This is a genomic window from Kineococcus sp. G2 (assembly GCF_037154035.1).
GTDB lineage: Bacteria > Actinomycetota > Actinomycetes > Actinomycetales > Kineococcaceae > Kineococcus.
In genome coordinates this window covers 14,592-30,460 of sequence record NZ_JBBBEM010000085.1, presented here as the reverse complement: position 1 = coordinate 30,460, position 15,869 = coordinate 14,592, and the positions used below count along the sequence as shown (strand labels likewise).

Genomic DNA, 15,869 nt, shown 5'->3' with positions numbered 1-15,869 from the left:
GAGGGTGCCGCACGCGCACCCGCCCCGGGCCGTGGCCCGGGGCGGGTGCGGTGGAGATGCCGTGACGGCCCCCGCTACTCGGCGGAGGAGGCGCCCATGCCGGTGCGGATGGAGTCCATCACCGTGGAGTCGGTGAGGGTGGTGACGTCGCCGGTGGGGCGGTTCTCGGCGACGTCGCGCAGCAGGCGGCGCATGATCTTGCCGGAGCGGGTCTTCGGCAGCTCCGCCACCACCATGATCGACCTCGGCTTGGCGATGGGGCCGATCTCCTTGCCGACGTGGTCGCGCAGCTGCTTGACCGTGTCGGGGCCCTGCTCGTGGCCGCCGCGCAGGATCACGAACGCGACGACGGCCTGGCCGGTGGTCTCGTCGGTGGCGCCGACGACGGCGGCCTCGGCGACGTCCGGGTGCGAGACGAGCGCGGACTCGATCTCGGCGGTGGACAGCCGGTGCCCGGAGACGTTCATGACGTCGTCGACGCGGCCGAGCAGCCAGATGTCGCCGTCGTCGTCGCGCTTGGCGCCGTCCCCGGCGAAGTAGCGGCCCGGGAAGCGCGCCCAGTAGGTGTCCTTGAAGCGCTGCTCGTCGCCCCAGATGCCGCGCAGCATCGCCGGCCACGGCTCGGTGAGCACCAGGTAGCCGGCCTGGCCGTGCCCGACGGGTTCCCCGGCGTCGTCGACGACCTCGGCGACGATCCCGGGGAACGGGACCTGCGCGGAACCGGGCTTGAGGGTCGTCACGCCCGGCAGCGGGGCGATCATGTGGGCGCCGGTCTCGGTCTGCCACCACGTGTCCGCGATCGGCGTGCGGTCCGAGCCGATGACGCGGCGGTACCAGTTCCACGCCTCGGGGTTGATGTTCTCCCCCACGCTGCCCAGCACCCGCAGGCTGGAGAGGTCGTGGCGGGCGGGGTACTCCTCGCCCCACTTCATGCAGGTGCGGATCGCGGTGGGCGCGGTGTAGAGCACGGTGACGCGGTGCTTCTCGACGATGGACCACCAGCGGTCCTTGTCGGGGGTGTCCGGGGTGCCCTCGTAGACGACCTGGGTGGCGCCGTTGGCGAGCGGGCCGTAGACGACGTAGCTGTGCCCGGTGACCCAGCCGACGTCGGCGGTGCACCAGTACACGTCCCGCTCGGGGCGGATGTCGAAGACGTTGCGGAACGTGGACGCCGTCTGGACGAGGTAGCCGCCGGAGGTGTGCAGGATGCCCTTGGGCTTCCCCGTGGTCCCCGAGGTGTAGAGGATGAACAGCGGCTGCTCGGCGTCGAAGGCCTGCGCCTCGTGCTGCGGGCTCGCGGCGGCCAGGGCCTCGTGCCACCACACGTCGCGGCCCTCGGTCCACTCCACGTCCTCGCCGTTGCGCTTGACGACGAGGACGTTCGTGACGCTGGGGGCGCCCTTGGCGAGCGCCGCGTCCACGGCGGGCTTGAGGGTGGTGGGCTTGCCGCGGCGGTAGCTGCCGTCGCAGGTGATGACGACCTTCGCCTCGGCGTCCACGATGCGCGAGTGCAGCGCGTCGGCGGAGAAACCGCCGAACACCACCGAGTGGGCGGCACCCAGGCGCGCGCAGGCGAGCATCGCGACGACGGACTCCACGAGCATCGGCAGGTAGATCGCGACGCGGTCGCCGGGGCCGACGCCGAGCGCGGCCAGGACGTTGGCGGCGCGGCAGACCCGCTCCTGCAGCTGGGCGTAGGTGACGGCCTCGGTGTCGCCGGGCTCGCCCTCGAAGTGGATGGCGACGCGGTCGCCGTTCCCGGCGCTCACGTGCCGGTCCACGCAGTTCACGGCGACGTTGAGCGTCCCGCCGACGAACCACTTCGCGAACGGGGGGTTCGACCAGTCGAGGACGTCGGTGAAGTCGGTGTCCCAGGTGACGTGCTCGCGGGCCTGCTCGGCCCAGAAGCCCAGGCGGTCGGCGGCGGCCCGCTCGTAGAGGTCGGCCTTCGCGACGGCTGCGGCGGCGAACCCGGGGTCGGGGGCGACCGTCTGCACCGGCGGCGTGCCCTCGGTCGTGGTCATCGTCGTCCTCCTCGACAAACGCTGTGCGGACCGCGGGGCACGGCCGCGGTGCGAGGCTATCCGTCCCGGTGCTGCACGTGCGTGGCGACACCGGGATCGGCCAGCGCCCCGCCGGGGGCGGGTTCGCGGCGGGCGGTGGCGGTGGCGCCCGCGCTGGCGACCACGACGACGGCGATGGCGGCCACGGACGTGGCGGGCAGCCCCTGCGACAGCAGCAGCCACCCGACGAGCGCGGCGATCGCCGGTTCCAGGCTGAGCAGCACCCCGAAGGTGCGCTCCGGCAGGCGGCGCAGCGCCACCAGCTCCAGCGAGTACGGCAGCACGGACGACATGAGGGCGGCGGCCAGGCCGAGGGCCAGGACGTGCGGCTGCAGCAGGTCCGCTCCGGCGGCACCGATCCCCAGGGGCAGCACGAGGGCGCCGGCGACGACGCTGGCGGCGGCCAGGCCGCCCTGCCCGGGCACGGCGGCGCCGACGCGGGCGCTGAGCAGGACGTACCCGGCCCAGAACGCGCCGGCCAGCAGCGCCAGCAGCACCCCGGCCGGTTCCAGCCGCCCACCCTCACCGTCACCGCCGAGGCCGAGGGCGGCCACCCCGGCCAGCGCCAGCACCACCCACACGAGGTCGCGGCGGCGGCGGGTGAGCACCGCGGACAGCACGAGCGGGCCGAGGAACTCGCAGGTGACGGCGACGCCGAGGGGGATGTGCGTGAGGGCGGCGTAGAAGGAGGTGTTCATGGCGGCGAGCACGGCGCCGAAGGCGGCGGCCAGGCCGAGCTGCCGGCGGTTCCAGCGGTGCACGCGGGGCCGGACGGCCACGGCCATGACGACGGCCGCCAGCAGCAGCCGCAGGGCGGCGGCCCCGACGGCGCCCACGGCGGGGAACAGGGCGCTGGCGGCGGTGGCGCCGACCTGCACGCTGACGGCGGCGCCGAGGACCATCCCGACCGCGCCGGCCGGGGAGGTGCGGGGGTCGGCGGGGGCCGCGGTCGTCACGGTCGCCCACGCTAAGCCCCCGCCCCGCCGGGCCCCGCCTCCCCACCCCGCCCCTCCCCCGCGGTGATCAAGGAAGTGGCAACTTCCTTGATCACCGCGGGGGGTGGGGCGGTCAGGCGGTCACTTGCGGCCGGTCTGCCAGCGCATGCCCCAGCCGTAGGCCTCGTCCAGGGCCTGCTGGCCGCCCTGCACGTAGCGCACCTCGCGCTGCACGGACACCTCCCGCCCGTCGGAGACGATCTGCGCGATCGCGCACATCGGCGAGCGGTCGTCGTGCTCGTCGAGGCGGACCTCGATCTCGGGGCCGCCGACCGGCTGGAGGGTCACGACGCCGTCGGCGGCGGCCCAGTTCGGCACGCCCTCGTAGATGAACGCGAACACCAGCACCCGCTTCAGGCGGGCCGGGTCGCGCAGGTCCACGTAGAGGTTCTCGCCGCCGCCGCCGCGGCGGTCGTCGCCGTCCAGCCACACCAGCGGCTCACCGGCGCCGCGGTCCCGGAAGGCGTTGCCCAGGGCCTGCACGACGCCCTTGGAGCCGTCGCTGAACTCGTACAGGGCGCCGAGGTCGAGGTCGATGCCGCCGGAGGCGCCGGAGGCGGCCTGCTTGAGCTTGGACAGGAACCCGCCCCCGCCGGAGGACGCCTGCGCGGGGCGGGCGTTCCAGGCCAGGTGGACCTTCAGGGTGCCGCCGGCGCCGCCGGACTTCGTCAGCGACACCTTCGGCGCCGCCTTCGTCAGCGTCACCTTGCTGAGGGAGACCCCGCCGCCGGACCCACCGGACCCGCCGGAGGGGGTGGGGGCCGGCTCGCCGCGCTTCTTGCTGTAGTCGATGGCCACGGCCCGTCAACGACCTGCGCCCGCGCGGAGTGCCCCGCGCTCAGCGGTTCCTCAGCGCCAGGGCCCGGCGAGCAGCGCGCCCGTCAGCGGCGCCGACGGGTCCGCGGCCAGCGACAGCGGCGAGTCGGGCGCACCGGCCCGCACGAGCAGGTCCCCCACGGCGGCGATCATGGCGCCGTTGTCGGTGCACAGCCGCACCGGCGGCACCCGCAGCTGGATCCCCGCGGCCGCGCACCGCTCCTCGGCCAGGGAGCGCACCCGCGTGTTCGCGGCGACCCCGCCGACGAGCAGCAGCGCGTCCACGCCGTGCTCGCGGCAGGCCGCCACCGCCTTGCGGGTCAGGACGTCGGCGACGGCCTCCTGGAAGGAGGCGGCCACGTCCGCCACCGGCACCTCGCCGCCGGCGTCGGTGCGGGCCTCCACCCAGCGCGCCACCGCGGTCTTCAGCCCGGAGAAGGAGAACCCGTAGGCGGGGTCCTGCGGGCGGGACAGCGCGCGCGGGAAGGCGATGGCGCGCGGGTCGCCGTCGCGGGCGGCGCGGTCGATCGCGGGCCCGCCCGGGTAGCCGAGGCCCAGGACGCGGGCGACCTTGTCGAACGCCTCCCCCGCCGCGTCGTCGGTGGTGTCGCCCAGGTGGACGACCGGGTCGCGGCCCAGGTCGCCGAGCAGCAGCAGGGAGGTGTGCCCGCCGGAGACGACGAGCGCGACGCACTTCCGCGGCAGCGGCCCGTGCTCCAGGACGTCGACGGCGGCGTGCCCGGCGAGGTGGTGCACCCCGTACAGGGGCTTGCCGATGGCGAACGCGAGCGCCTTCGCGGAGGCCAGCCCCACCTGCACGGCCGTGGACAGGCCGGGGCCCGCGGTGACGGCGACGGCGTCCACGTCCGCGAGGTCCAGCGAGGCGGCCTCCAGCGCCTGCCGCACGACCGGGACCATCGCCTCCAGGTGGGCGCGGGCGGCGACCTCGGGCACGACGCCGCCGTAGCGGGCGTGGGCGTCCATGCTGGAGGCGAGGGCGTCGCCGAGCAGGACGCCGTCGCTGACCAGGCCGGCGCCGGTCTCGTCGCAGCTGGACTCGATGCCCAGGACGACGGGGCTGGTGCGGCTCACCGCTGCGCCTGCACGGGCAGCCCGGCGGCGGTGAGGATCTCCTCGCGCTCGCCGGCGGGCAGGCGGTCGACGTAGACGACGCCGTCGAGGTGGTCGCTCTCGTGCTGCAGGCAGCGGGCCAGCAGCCCGGTGCCCACGATGCGCACCGGCTCGCCGTGCACGTCGACGCCGGTGACCTCGGAGCGGTCCGGGCGGCCCAGCTCGGCGTACTGCCCGGGCACCGACAGGCACCCCTCGTCGTCGACGTCGAGGCGGCGCTTGCGGCCGGTGGGCAGGTGCAGGACGGGGTTCACGACGTGGGCGACGACGTGCTCGCCGTCCTCGTCGGGGCAGTCGACGACGAACACGCGCGCGTCCACGCCGATCTGGTTGGCGGCCAGGCCCACGCCGTCGGCGGCGGCCATGGAGGCGAACATGTCGGCGACGAGCTGGGCGAGGTCGTCGTCGAAGGCGGTGACCTCCGCGCAGCGGCGGTGCAGGACGGGCGTGCCGTAGGTGGTGATGGGCCGGGCGAGCCCGGTGCGCCCCTCGAACACGACCGGCTCGTGCTGCTCCTGCTCGCTCACGAGCGTCGATCGTAGGCGGCGACGGCGGTGCCCGCGCTCAGCCCTGCGCGCCGAAGCGGACGGCGAGGACGGCGACGTCGTCGCCGCCGGTGGGCGCGGCCTCGGCCAGCAGCCGGTCGAGGGCCTCGCCCAGGGCCCCGCCGGGGGCCTCGGCGAGCGCGGCGGCCGCGGTGCGCAGCCGCTCCACGCCGGTGTCGAGGTCGGCGTCGCGGCGCTCGACGAGCCCGTCGGTGTACAGCAGCAGGGTGCTGCCGGTGGGCATCTCGGCACGGTGGTCGCTGCGCCGGCCGAGGCTCTCACCGGCGCCGGGCACCCCCAGGAGCACGTCGGCCTCGGCGCGCAGCACGTCCACCCGCCCGTCGGCGTGCACCAGCAGCGGCGGCGGGTGCCCGGCCCACGCCCAGCGCAGGACGCGGCGGCCGGCGGCGCGGTCGGCGGCGGTCTGCTCGACGCGGCCGACGAGGCAGCTGGCGAGGATGGGGTCGCCGCCCAGGGAGGCGACGACGGCCTCGAGCCGTTCCAGCAGCCGGGCGGGGGTCTCGTCGCGGTCCACGGCCAGGGCGCGCAGCGCGATGCGCAGCTGCCCCATCGCGGCGGCGGCGACGACGTCGTGGCCGGCGACGTCGCCGATGACGAGCAGGGTGGCCCCACCGGGCAGCAGGAGCGCGTCGTACCAGTCGCCGCCGACCTGGGCGCCGGCGCGGGCGGGCAGGTAGCGGGCGGCGAGGTGCAGGTCGTCGGGCTGGGGCAGCTCGGCGGTGAGCATGGCGCGCTGCAGGGTGCGGGCCACCTCGGTGCGCTCGGCGAGCAGCAGCGCCCGCTGCAGGGCCTGGGTGGCGTAGGAGGCGGACGCCTCCAGCAGGGTGCGGTGCTCGGGTCGCAGCCGGTGCCCGCCGGACCAGACGAGGGTGACCAGCCCGACGCCGTGGCCGGCGGCCACCAGCGGCACGGTGGCCAGGTAGCTGACGTCGGCGGCCTCCCAGCGCGCGGCCAGCTCCGGGTAGCCCTCGCGCAGCGCGTCGCCGTCCTCGAAGCGGGGCCGCTGCTCGCGCAGGGCGGCGGTGCCGGGGCCGGGCCCGTCCAGCGGAAGGTCCTCCCACTGCTGCACGCCACCGTGCACCAGCTCCTCCAGGAACGGGGTGCGCAGCACGCCGCGCTCGGCATCGACGACCGACAGGGCCGCGTGGGCGGCGCCGAACACGGAGCGGGCGGTGTCCACGACGACGCGGGCGACGTCGGTGACGGTGGTGGTGGCGGTGAGCGCCTCGGACAGGGCGAGCAGGCGGGAGGTGCGCTCGACGGTCTCGTGCAGGGAGCGGGTCAGCTGGTCGCGCTCGCGCTGCAGGGCCTGCTCGCGGCTGACGTCGCGGTAGGCGCACAGCACGTGCCCGTCGAGCCGGCGGGCGCGCACCTGCACGGGCAGGCCGGTGCCGGGCGCGGGGCCGGTCCACTCCACCCGCCCGTCCCCGGCGCGGGCGCGCTCCAGCAGCCGCAGGAACTCCGAGCCGGCCGCCGCGGGGAGCACCTCGGTGAGCGGCCGCCCCAGCACGTCCGCGGGGCGCAGGCCGTGCGCGGCGGCCCCGGCGGCGTCGGCGTGCACGACGCGCCAGTGCTCGGCGTCGAGCACGACGATCCCGTCGGACACCTCCTGCAGCGCCCGCAGCAGGGGCGCTTCCCCGCCCACCGCCGGTTCCACAGCCAGAACCTAGGCCCGCGGGCGCAGGCGGCGCAGTCCTTCCGCGGAACCGCGCAGCGGGCGGGGTGTCGGGCGGGGTGTCAGGCGGGGTGTCAGGCGGGGGTGGCGGTGACGGCGAACTCGACCGTGCCGGTGTCCTCGACGGAGACGAACCCCAGGTCGGGGGCCTGCACGCCGAAGTCGGCCCAGGTGACGGGTGCGGCGCCGGTGACGGTGACCTCCCCGGCGGCGGTGCGCTCGACGGTGGCGGGGACCTCGACGGCCTGCTCCCGCCCGGCGATCGACAGGGTGCCGGGCAGGGTGACGGCGAGCGCGGAGCCGACGTCGAGGCCGCCCAGGGGCACCGGTGCGGTGAGGGTGAACGACGCGGTGGGGTTCGCGTCCACGCCCAGCAGGCGGCGGAACTGGGCGTCGCGGTTGCCGGAGTCGGTGGCGACGCCGGCGAGGTCGACGGTGACGGTGCCGGCGGTCAGCCGCCCGTCCTGGACGGTGAGCTCGCCGCCGACCCGGTCGGTGCGGCCGGTGACGGTGACGTCCTGGCCGTTGAGGACCTCGTCGACGCGGTAGCCGGCGGTGCCGCCGGTCACGGCCCAGGTGCCCTCCAGGGCGGGGTCGGTGGCGGCCGCGGTGGGGGTGGTGGCGGCGCTCGCGGCGCCGGGGGTGGTCAGCGGCGCCGCGGCCTCGCCCTCCTGCAGCCGGGCGTAGACGCGGGGGCCGACGAGCACGGCGAGCAGGCCGAGGACGACCGCGGCGGCGAGCAGGACCCACGGCCACCGGCGGCGCCGCCGGGCGGGCGGGTGACCGGTGCCGGTGGTGCTGGAGGTGGTCGTCACGGCGCTCCCCGTCCGTCGGCGGCTGTCCACCGGCTCGTGCCGGTGCTCGTGCCGGTGACAACGGCGCGCGCCCGGCGGCGGTTCACCGGCGGGACGTGTCGCAGGGCGACCGCTCCTACGATGGCGCGGTGGACGAGCAGGGAGCACCGGCGCCGCCGCGCTGGCTGGACGCGGACGAGCAGCGCGCGTGGCTGAAGCTGGCGGCGGTCATCACCCTGCTGCCCGCGGCGCTGGACTCGCAGCTGCAGCGCGACGCCGAGCTCACCCTCACCGGGTACATGGTCCTGGCGATGCTCTCGGAGTCGGCGTCGGGGCGGTTGCGGATGAGCGAGGTCGCCGCCCGCACGAACTCCTCCGCCCCCCGCGTCTCGCACGTGGTGCGCAAGCTGGAGGAGCGCGGCTGGGTGCGCCGCGAGGCCGACCCCGCCGACGGCCGCGGGCAGTTCGCCGTCCTCACCGCCGAGGGCCGCGACAAGATCGCCGACGCGGCGCCCGGTCACGTGGAGGCGGTGCGGCACCTGGTCCTCGACGTGCTGCGGGACGAGGACGTCGCGGCGCTGGAGGAGCTGGGCGGGCGGCTGCTCACCCGGCTGGACCCGCACTCGCGGTTCACGGCCTCGGCGGGCTGACCCGGCGGGCTGACCCGGCGGGCTGACCCGCGGGGTGGGCGCCGCCCTGCGCCCCGGCCGGGGCGTGCGTAGGGTTCGGCGGGTGCAGACGAGGACGCTGGGCAGGACCGGCCGGCAGGTCGGTGTCGTGGGGCTGGGCTGCTGGCAGCTCGGCGGTGACTGGGGGTCGGTCGGCGAGGACGACGCGCTGGCCACGCTGGCGGCGGCCGTCGACGCGGGGGTGACGTTCCTGGACACCGCCGACGTGTACGGCGACGGCCGCAGCGAGCGCCTGGTGGGGCGGTTCCTGCGCGAGAGCGGCGCGAGCGGGATCACCGTGGCCACGAAGATGGGCCGCCGGGCCGACCCGCACGTCGCGGGCGCGTACACCCTGGAGAACTTCCGCGCCTGGAACGACCGCAGCCGCGAGAACCTGGGCGTCGAGACGCTGGACCTGGTGCAGCTGCACTGCCCGCCGTCGGACGTGTACGCCACCGACGCGGTGTTCGACGCCCTGGACACGCTGGTTGCCGAGGGCCGCACCGCCGCCTACGGGGTTTCGGTGGAGACCGTCGCCGAGGGCCTGGCCGCGGTGGCCCGCCCGAACGTGGCGAGCGTGCAGATCATCCTGAACCCGTTGCGGCTCAAGCCGGTCACCGAGTTCCTGCCGGCCGCTGCGGAGGCCGGCGTCGGCGTGGTGGTGCGAGTGCCGCTGGCGTCAGGGCTGCTGTCGGGCAAGTACGACGAGACCACCACGTTCTCCGCGGACGACCACCGCAACTACAACCGCGACGGTTCCGCGTTCGACGTGGGCGAGACGTTCGCCGGGGTGCCGTTCGAGGTGGGCGTGCAGGCCGCGCGGCGCCTGGCGGACGTGTTCGGCGACGCGCCGCTGGCCGGTGCGACGCTGCGCTGGATCGTCGAGCAGCCCGGGGTGAGCGTCGTCATCCCCGGCGCGCGCAACGAGGAGCAGGCCCGCCGCAACGCCGCCGCCGCGGACCTGCCGGCGCCGACGGACGAGCAGCAGGACGCGGTGCGCGAGGTGTACGACGACCTGGTGCGCGAGCACGTGCACGGCCGCTGGTGACCCACCCGGGCTGAAACCCCCTCAGGACGCGGGGCGGTGCTGCTCTCCGCGCGCCAGGGCGGCGGCGAGCAGCACCCGGGAGGGGTGCCGCGGGACCCGGCCGCGGGCCAGGGTCAGCACGGTGACGGCACCCGCCGCGGCGAGCGCGGCGCCGAGCAGCGCCCCCAGGGGCGTCGCCGCCAGCAGCGGCAGCAGGGCGAGCACGAGCCCCGCCCCGCGCCCGGCCGCGGCGGCGTCCAGCGCGGCGCCCCACACCAGGGCGGCGACGACCGTGGCGGTCAGGCCGCCGCCGAGCCACAGCCCACGCAGCAGCGCGCGCACGAGGAAGGCGCGGCGGCCCACCGGGACCGGGTGGCGTCGGGGTCTCACCTCCCCTGGGTAGCACCGCCGGCCCGCTGATCGCACCCGCTGGGCACCCGTCTCACCCCTCCGGCCCCCCTCTCCCCCACCCCACCCCCTCACCCCGCGGTGATCAAGGAAGTGGCAACTTCCTTGATCACCGGGGAGGTCGGGGAGGGAGGCGGGGACAGGGGGCATGACGGGGTGGGGGCGTCAGACGGCCGGGCCGGCCAGGGCGGGGGCGGCGCGCAGCCAGGTGTCGACGCGGCGCAGGCTGGCGCGGGCGCCCTGCTCGTCGCGGTTGAGGTGGCCGTGGCGGGTGCCGCGCTCCAGCACGCACGTCACCGGCACCCCGGCCGCGACCAGGCGGGCGGTGAACTCCTCCGCCGACCCGCGCAGCCCGTCCGCCTCGCTGACGAGGACGAGCGCGGGCGGGAAGCCCTCCAGCGGCGCGGTGCCCGGTGTCACCGCGGCGGGCGCGCCGTCGAGGGCGCCACCGACGTAGCCCTCGTACATGGCCCGCACCGCGGGCGCCTCCCAGCGCTCCTCCCCCGGCGGCAGGGTGGCCAGCGCCCGCACGGCCGCGGGCGAGGCGGCCGGCGGCACCGCGTGCAGCGTCGGGTACGCCAGCACCACCCCGGCGGGCACCTGCTCACCCGCCTCCAGCAGCCGCAGCACCGCGCCGGCGACGAGGTTGCCGCCGGCGCTGGCGCCGCCGAGGAAGGTGCGCGCGGCGCTCACGCCGGCGGCGGCGGCCAGGTCGCGGCCCCAGCGCCACGCGGCCAGGACGTCGTCGGAGGGCACCGGCCACCGGGTGCCGTCGGCGGCCAGGCGGTACCCGACGGCGACGACGAGGTGCCCGGCGCGCTGCAGGGCGCCGGCGACGGCGTGCGACTCGGGCATGTCGAGGTCGCCGTGCACGAACCCGCCGCCGTGCGCCCACACCAGCGCCGAGACGGGGGCGCCCTCGGGTGCGTACACGCGCACGTCGACCGGCCCGTGCGGACCGGGCGCGGCGCGGTCGGTCACCGACCCCGGTGCGCTGTCCTCGAACTCCTGCGCGGTGTCCTGCACGGTTCCCTCCACACGTCGACGGGCGGTGACCGGACCGTAGCCGGGCGCGGCGGAGCCGTTCCGGCCGGGTTCGGCGAACCGCTTGACCCGCCCCACAGCCATCACCCAACGTGAGCCCGTGGACACGTGGCTGGTGCCGCACCTGGCGGGCACCGTCCTGCTGCTGGTCGCGGGCGTCGCGAAGCTGCGCCGCCCGGACGGCACCTCGCGCGCCCTGCGGGCCCAGCACCTGCCGTCCTCCCGCGCCCTGGTGCGGCTGCTCGGCGCCGGCGAGGTCGCGCTGGCCGCGGCCGCGCTCGCGGGCGCTGCGGGCACGGCGTGGGCGGTGGCCGCCGCCTACGCGGCCTTCACCGGCTTCGTCGTGCTGGCCCTCGTGCGCGGCGCGCCGCTCAGCTCGTGCGGCTGCTTCGGCGAACCCGACCTGCCGCCCACCCGCACCCACGTGGCCGTGACCGCGGCGCTGGCGGCCGCGAGCGCCGCCACCGCCCTCGGCGGCGGCCCCACGGGCCTGGCGGGCGCGGCCGGCGCCGGGGCACCGGCGGCGCTCGCGGCGGCGGGCCTGGTCGCGCTCGTGGCGTGGCTGGCGCTGCTGTCCCTGACCGCGCTCCCCCGCCTGGCGGCCGCGCAGCGTCCCGCCACCGCCCCCGCCCCCGCCGTCACCAGGAGCGCCTCGTGAGCACCGTCCTGACCGCCGTCGTCGTCGCGCTCGCCGTGGCCGTGGCCCTGCTGGGGCTGCTGGTGGCGGGGCTGCTGCGCAGCCACGCGGAGATCCTGCGCTCCCTGCACGCGCTGGGCGCGGGCCGGGAGGACACCGCGCCGCGGGCGGCCGGTCCGGTGGACGTGCCGTTCGGGGTGGGGCCGGGCGTGGTGGGCCCGGCGGGCGTCACCGGCGCCGCGGCGGCGCCCGTCAGCGGCGCGACGCCGGACGGGGACGGCGTGCAGGTGGCGGTGGGCGCGGGCCCCGACACCCTGCTGGCGTTCCTGTCCAGCGGCTGCCTGACCTGCCGGGGCTTCTGGGAGCGCCTGCGCGACCCGGTGGGGGCGGGGCTACCGGCGGGCACCCGGCTCGTGGTGGTCACGCAGGGCGCGGAGCGGGAGAGCGCCACCGCGGTGCGCGCGCTGGCCGCCGACGGGGTGGACGTGGTGATGTCCACGCAGGCGTGGGAGGGCTACGAGGTGCCCGGCTCGCCGTACTTCGTGCTCGTCGACGGCGCCACGGGCCGGGTGTCCGGCGAGGGCAGCGCGACGGCGTGGGAGCAGGTGCAGCGGCTGGTGACGGAGGCCGCCGGCGACCGGGAGCTGGCCGGCCGCGGCGCCCACGCCCGCGGACACGCCCACGCCGGCGAGGACAGCGGCGACGGCGCGCACCGCGAGGCCCGCGCCGACCGCGAACTGCTGGCCGCGGGCATCACGCCCGGCCACCCCAGCCTGGACCTGACCGCCGAGGAGCTCGCCGAGCCCCCGCGGTCGCGGGGCTGAGGGGCGGCAGGCGTGGAGCCGACGGCGTGGGCGCTGCTGCTGGGGCTGCCGACCGCGGCCGTGGCCGCGCTGCGCTCCACGTGGTCGCCTTGAGGCGAGTCGATGCTCTCGAGCATCACCCCGCTGGGCGAGCGGGGACGCGCGAGCCGCTGGCCGGTGACGGTGGCGGCCTACCTCACCGGCTCCGCCGCGGGCGGTCTGGCGCTGGGCGCCCTGCTGGGCCTGCTGGGCGCGCTGCTGCCGCTGGAGCACCGGGCGGCGGCGGTCGCGGCGACGGCGCTGCTGGGGGTGTTCGCGGCGGTGGCGGTGGCGGTGGAGGCGGGCCGGCTGCCGCAGCTGCCGACGTGGCGGCGGCAGGTCGACGAGGACTGGCTGCACCGGTACCGCGGCTGGGTGTACGGGGTGGGGTACGGCGCGCAGCTCGGCGTGGGCGTCGTCACGATCGTCACCTCCCCCCTCCTGTACGCAGCCCTGGCGCTGGCCGTGCTGGGCGGCGGCCCGCTCGCGGGCGCGGCGGTCGGGCTGGTGTTCGGGGCGGTGCGGGCGCTGCCCGTCCTGGCGCTGCGCGGCGTGACGACGCCGCAGCGGCTGGCGCGGGCGCACCGGGGGCTGGAGCGCCGCGCGCCCGCCGCCCGGACGGCGGCGGCGGCCACGTCGGCCGTCGTCTCGCTGGCCGCCGCGGCGCAGGTCGCGGCCCTGGTCACCGGCTGAAGGAGGGGGTCGACGTGCAGGTGCTCGCGCACGGGGTGGGGGTGGACGCCCCGCCCGGGTGGGAGGTGCGGATCACCCGCCGCAGCGGGGAGGAGCACGCGCCGGGGGCGCGGGTGCGGCCGGTGCTGCACGCGGCGACGGTGCCGCTGCCGGCGGTGCGCGGCGACTTCGGCGGCGGGGTGACCGCCTCCCTGGGGGCGGGCGACCTGTTCGTGTCGCTGTTCGAGCACGACCCGGCGGCGTGCTCGACGGCGCTGTTCGCCACCCGCGGGCTGCCGCTGCCGCAGGCGTCGGACTTCGCGCCGGAGCAGCTGCAGCGCACGATCGCGGGGCAGTCGGGGGCGCAGTGGTTCTTCCAGCACGCCGGGCGGGCGTTCTGCCTGTACGTGGTGCTGGGCAGCCACGCGCGGCGGGTGGAGCTGCTGCCGCGGCTGCGCGCGGTGCTGGCCTCGCTCGTGGTGGAGGCGGGGGTGGAGTCGTGACGGTGCTGGACCGGGTGGACGCGGCCGGCGGGCCCGGGGGTTCGCCCGGGCGGCTGGGCGCGCTGGTGGACCGGCTGGCGCTGGCGCTGGCGGCGCGCTCCAGCCGGCGGGGCTTCCTGGCGCGCACGGCGGTGGTGGGCTCGGCGCTGGCGGTGGGGCCGTGGGGGTACCTGACGCGGCCGGGCACGGCGTACGCGGCGGTGTGCGGGCCGGACTCGACCTGCTCGTCGGGGTACACGGTGTTCTGCGCGACGATCAACGGCGGGGTGAACCGGTGCCCGCCGGGCAGCCTGGTGGGCGGCTGGTGGAAGTCGGACGGGGCGGGGTTCTGCTGCGGTGGCGCCCGGTACTACGTGGACTGCCACAGCTACTGCTCGTGCGGGTGCAGCGGGCGCAGCACGTTCTGCGCCGAGGGCTGCACGTCGTGCTCGTGCGGGTGCGGCCCGGACGGGCAGTGCGACCAGCGCAAGGTGTGCTGCAACCGGTTCCGGTACGGGCAGTGCAACCAGGACGTGCGCTGCACCGGGCCGGTGTGGTGCCGGGTGGTCACGTGCACGCCGCCGTGGCGGATCCCGTCGTGGGAGTGCTCCACGACGAGCGCCACCGACCAGCGCACCGGCGCCCACGGCGCGCCGGCCCTTCAGGACTGCACGCCGATCGGCAGCCGGTACACGTCCCTGGGCGGGCAGGGCGGTCTGCTGGGCGAGCCGCTGACGCCGGAGACGCCCGTGCCGGGCGGGGGCGGGCGCTACCAGCACTTCGAGGGCGGTTCGCTGTACTGGTCGCCGGCCACGGGGGCGTTCGAGGTGCACGGCGCGATCCGGGAGGCGTGGGCGCGCAGCGGGTGGGAGGCCGGGCCGCTGGGCTTCCCCGTCACCGACGAGCTGACCACGCCGGACGGGCGCGGGCGGTACAACCACTTCGAGCGCGGCTCGGTGTACTGGTCGCCGGCCACGGGGGCGTTCGAGGTGCACGGCGCGATCCGGGAGGCGTGGGCGCGCAGCGGGTGGGAGGCCGGGCCGCTGGGCTTCCCCGTCACCGACGAGCTCACCACGCCCGACGGGCGCGGGCGGTACAACCACTTCGAGCGCGGCTCGGTGCACTGGTCGCCGGCCACGGGAGCGTTCGAGGTGCACGGCGCGATCCGGGAGGCGTGGGCGCGCAGCGGGTGGGAGGCCAGGCCGCTGGGCTTCCCCGTCACCGACGAGCTCACCACGCCCGACGGGCGAGGGCGGTACAACCACGGCGAGCGCGGCTCGGTGCACTGGTCGCCGGCCACGGGGGCGTTCGAGGTGCACGGGGCCATCCGCACGGCGTGGGAGCGCTCGGGCTGGGAGGCGGGGCCGCTGGGGTACCCGCTGACCGACGAGCTGACCACGCCGGACGGGCGCGGGCGGTACAACCACTTCGAGCGCGGCTCGGTGCACTGGTCGCCGGCCACGGGGGCGTTCGAGGTGCACGGGGCCATCCGCACGGCGTGGGAGCGCTCGGGCTGGGAGGCGGGGCCGCTGGGGTACCCGCTGACCGACGAGCTGACCACGCCGGACGGGCGCGGGCGGTACAACCACTTCGAGCGCGGCTCGGTGTACTGGACGCCGGCCACCGGCGCGCACGCCGTGGTCGGGCCGCTGCGCGAGGCGTGGGAGGAGCTGGGCTGGGAGGCCGGGCCGCTGGGGTACCCGCTCACCGGTGAGCTGACCACGCCCGACGGGCGGGCCCGCTACACGCACTTCCAGGGCGGCTCGGTGTACTCCTCGCCGGCCACCGGGGCGCACGCGGTGCTGGGCGCGGTGCGCGAGGCGTGGGCGGCGCGGGGCTGGGAGGCGGGCCCGCTGGGGCTGCCGGTGTCCGGGGCGCGCGCCGACGGGCCGGACCGGTCGCGGCAGGACTTCGAGGGCGGGTACGCGGTGCTGCGGGTCTCCACGGGGCGGGTGACGGTCACCCTGCGTTGACCCCCACCAGGGATTCTCACGCTCCGTGGTCAACAGTGCGCGCGGTGCGGTCGGGGGCACCCGTCACCAGGTCTTA

The 15,869-nt window shown here is 77.3% G+C and carries 16 protein-coding genes; 7 read left to right on the top strand and 9 right to left on the bottom strand.

Features of this window, described 5'->3' with window-relative positions:
- Positions 1-74: 74 nt before the first annotated feature.
- The 7 genes from acs to V9U69_RS12730 form a co-directional block, all read right to left on the bottom strand.
- Positions 75-2,024, bottom strand: a complete 1,950-nt coding sequence (acs, locus tag V9U69_RS12760; RefSeq protein ID WP_337062199.1) for an acetate--CoA ligase — start codon at positions 2,022-2,024, stop codon at positions 75-77.
- A gap of 56 nt (positions 2,025-2,080) precedes the next feature.
- A complete protein-coding gene (locus V9U69_RS12755; protein ID WP_337062198.1) occupies positions 2,081-3,019 on the bottom strand; it encodes an EamA family transporter in 939 nt (312 codons plus the stop codon).
- Positions 3,020-3,139: 120 nt separating this feature from the next.
- Positions 3,140-3,856, bottom strand: a complete 717-nt coding sequence (locus V9U69_RS12750; RefSeq protein ID WP_337062197.1) for a TerD family protein — start codon at positions 3,854-3,856, stop codon at positions 3,140-3,142.
- A gap of 51 nt (positions 3,857-3,907) precedes the next feature.
- A complete protein-coding gene (tsaD, locus tag V9U69_RS12745; RefSeq protein ID WP_337062196.1) occupies positions 3,908-4,966 on the bottom strand; it encodes a tRNA (adenosine(37)-N6)-threonylcarbamoyltransferase complex transferase subunit TsaD in 1,059 nt (352 codons plus the stop codon).
- Positions 4,963-5,532, bottom strand: a complete 570-nt coding sequence (def, locus tag V9U69_RS12740) for a peptide deformylase (RefSeq protein WP_337062195.1) — start codon at positions 5,530-5,532, stop codon at positions 4,963-4,965. The genes tsaD and def overlap by 4 nt, the downstream gene beginning before the upstream one ends.
- A 37-nt stretch (positions 5,533-5,569) precedes the next feature.
- A complete protein-coding gene (locus V9U69_RS12735) occupies positions 5,570-7,228 on the bottom strand; it encodes a GAF domain-containing SpoIIE family protein phosphatase (RefSeq protein ID WP_337062194.1) in 1,659 nt (552 codons plus the stop codon).
- Positions 7,229-7,320: 92 nt separating this feature from the next.
- Positions 7,321-8,061: a YceI family protein gene (locus tag V9U69_RS12730; protein WP_337062193.1), complete on the bottom strand. Its 741-nt coding sequence runs from the start codon at positions 8,059-8,061 to the stop codon at positions 7,321-7,323.
- Positions 8,062-8,189: 128 nt separating this feature from the next.
- Between V9U69_RS12730 and V9U69_RS12725 the strand changes: the two genes are divergently transcribed.
- On the top strand, positions 8,190-8,690 hold the full coding sequence (locus V9U69_RS12725) for a MarR family winged helix-turn-helix transcriptional regulator (RefSeq protein WP_337062192.1): 501 nt from the start codon (positions 8,190-8,192) through the stop codon (positions 8,688-8,690).
- Positions 8,691-8,772: 82 nt separating this feature from the next.
- Positions 8,773-9,756, top strand: a complete 984-nt coding sequence (locus tag V9U69_RS12720) for an aldo/keto reductase (RefSeq protein ID WP_337062191.1) — start codon at positions 8,773-8,775, stop codon at positions 9,754-9,756.
- Between the two features lie 21 nt (positions 9,757-9,777).
- Here V9U69_RS12720 and V9U69_RS12715 read toward each other — a convergent pair whose 3' ends face one another.
- Together V9U69_RS12715 and V9U69_RS12710 are read right to left on the bottom strand one after the other, a co-directional pair.
- Positions 9,778-10,125, bottom strand: coding sequence for a hypothetical protein (locus V9U69_RS12715; RefSeq protein WP_337062190.1), 348 nt, complete (start codon positions 10,123-10,125; stop codon positions 9,778-9,780).
- A gap of 183 nt (positions 10,126-10,308) precedes the next feature.
- On the bottom strand, positions 10,309-11,169 hold the full coding sequence (locus tag V9U69_RS12710; protein ID WP_337062189.1) for an alpha/beta hydrolase fold domain-containing protein: 861 nt from the start codon (positions 11,167-11,169) through the stop codon (positions 10,309-10,311).
- Positions 11,170-11,287: 118 nt separating this feature from the next.
- On the opposite strand from V9U69_RS12710, the gene V9U69_RS12705 reads away from it, so the two are divergent.
- The 5 genes from V9U69_RS12705 to V9U69_RS12685 all read left to right on the top strand — a co-directional run bounded on the left by V9U69_RS12705 (position 11,288) and on the right by V9U69_RS12685 (position 15,793).
- On the top strand, positions 11,288-11,845 hold the full coding sequence (locus V9U69_RS12705) for a MauE/DoxX family redox-associated membrane protein (protein WP_337062188.1): 558 nt from the start codon (positions 11,288-11,290) through the stop codon (positions 11,843-11,845).
- Complete coding sequence (locus V9U69_RS12700; RefSeq protein ID WP_337062187.1) at positions 11,842-12,648, top strand: hypothetical protein; 807 nt, start codon at positions 11,842-11,844, stop codon at positions 12,646-12,648. The genes V9U69_RS12705 and V9U69_RS12700 overlap by 4 nt, the downstream gene beginning before the upstream one ends.
- Before the next feature lie 102 nt (positions 12,649-12,750).
- Entirely contained in the window at positions 12,751-13,359 is a 609-nt protein-coding gene (locus tag V9U69_RS12695) for an urease accessory protein UreH domain-containing protein (protein WP_337062186.1), read from the top strand.
- A gap of 14 nt (positions 13,360-13,373) precedes the next feature.
- Positions 13,374-13,841, top strand: a complete 468-nt coding sequence (locus V9U69_RS12690) for a hypothetical protein (RefSeq protein WP_337062185.1) — start codon at positions 13,374-13,376, stop codon at positions 13,839-13,841.
- Positions 13,838-15,793 carry an LGFP repeat-containing protein gene (locus V9U69_RS12685; protein ID WP_337062184.1) on the top strand — a complete coding sequence of 652 codons (1,956 nt, stop codon included), beginning with the start codon at positions 13,838-13,840 and terminating at the stop codon, positions 15,791-15,793. The genes V9U69_RS12690 and V9U69_RS12685 overlap by 4 nt, the downstream gene beginning before the upstream one ends.
- Positions 15,794-15,869 lie beyond the last annotated feature (76 nt).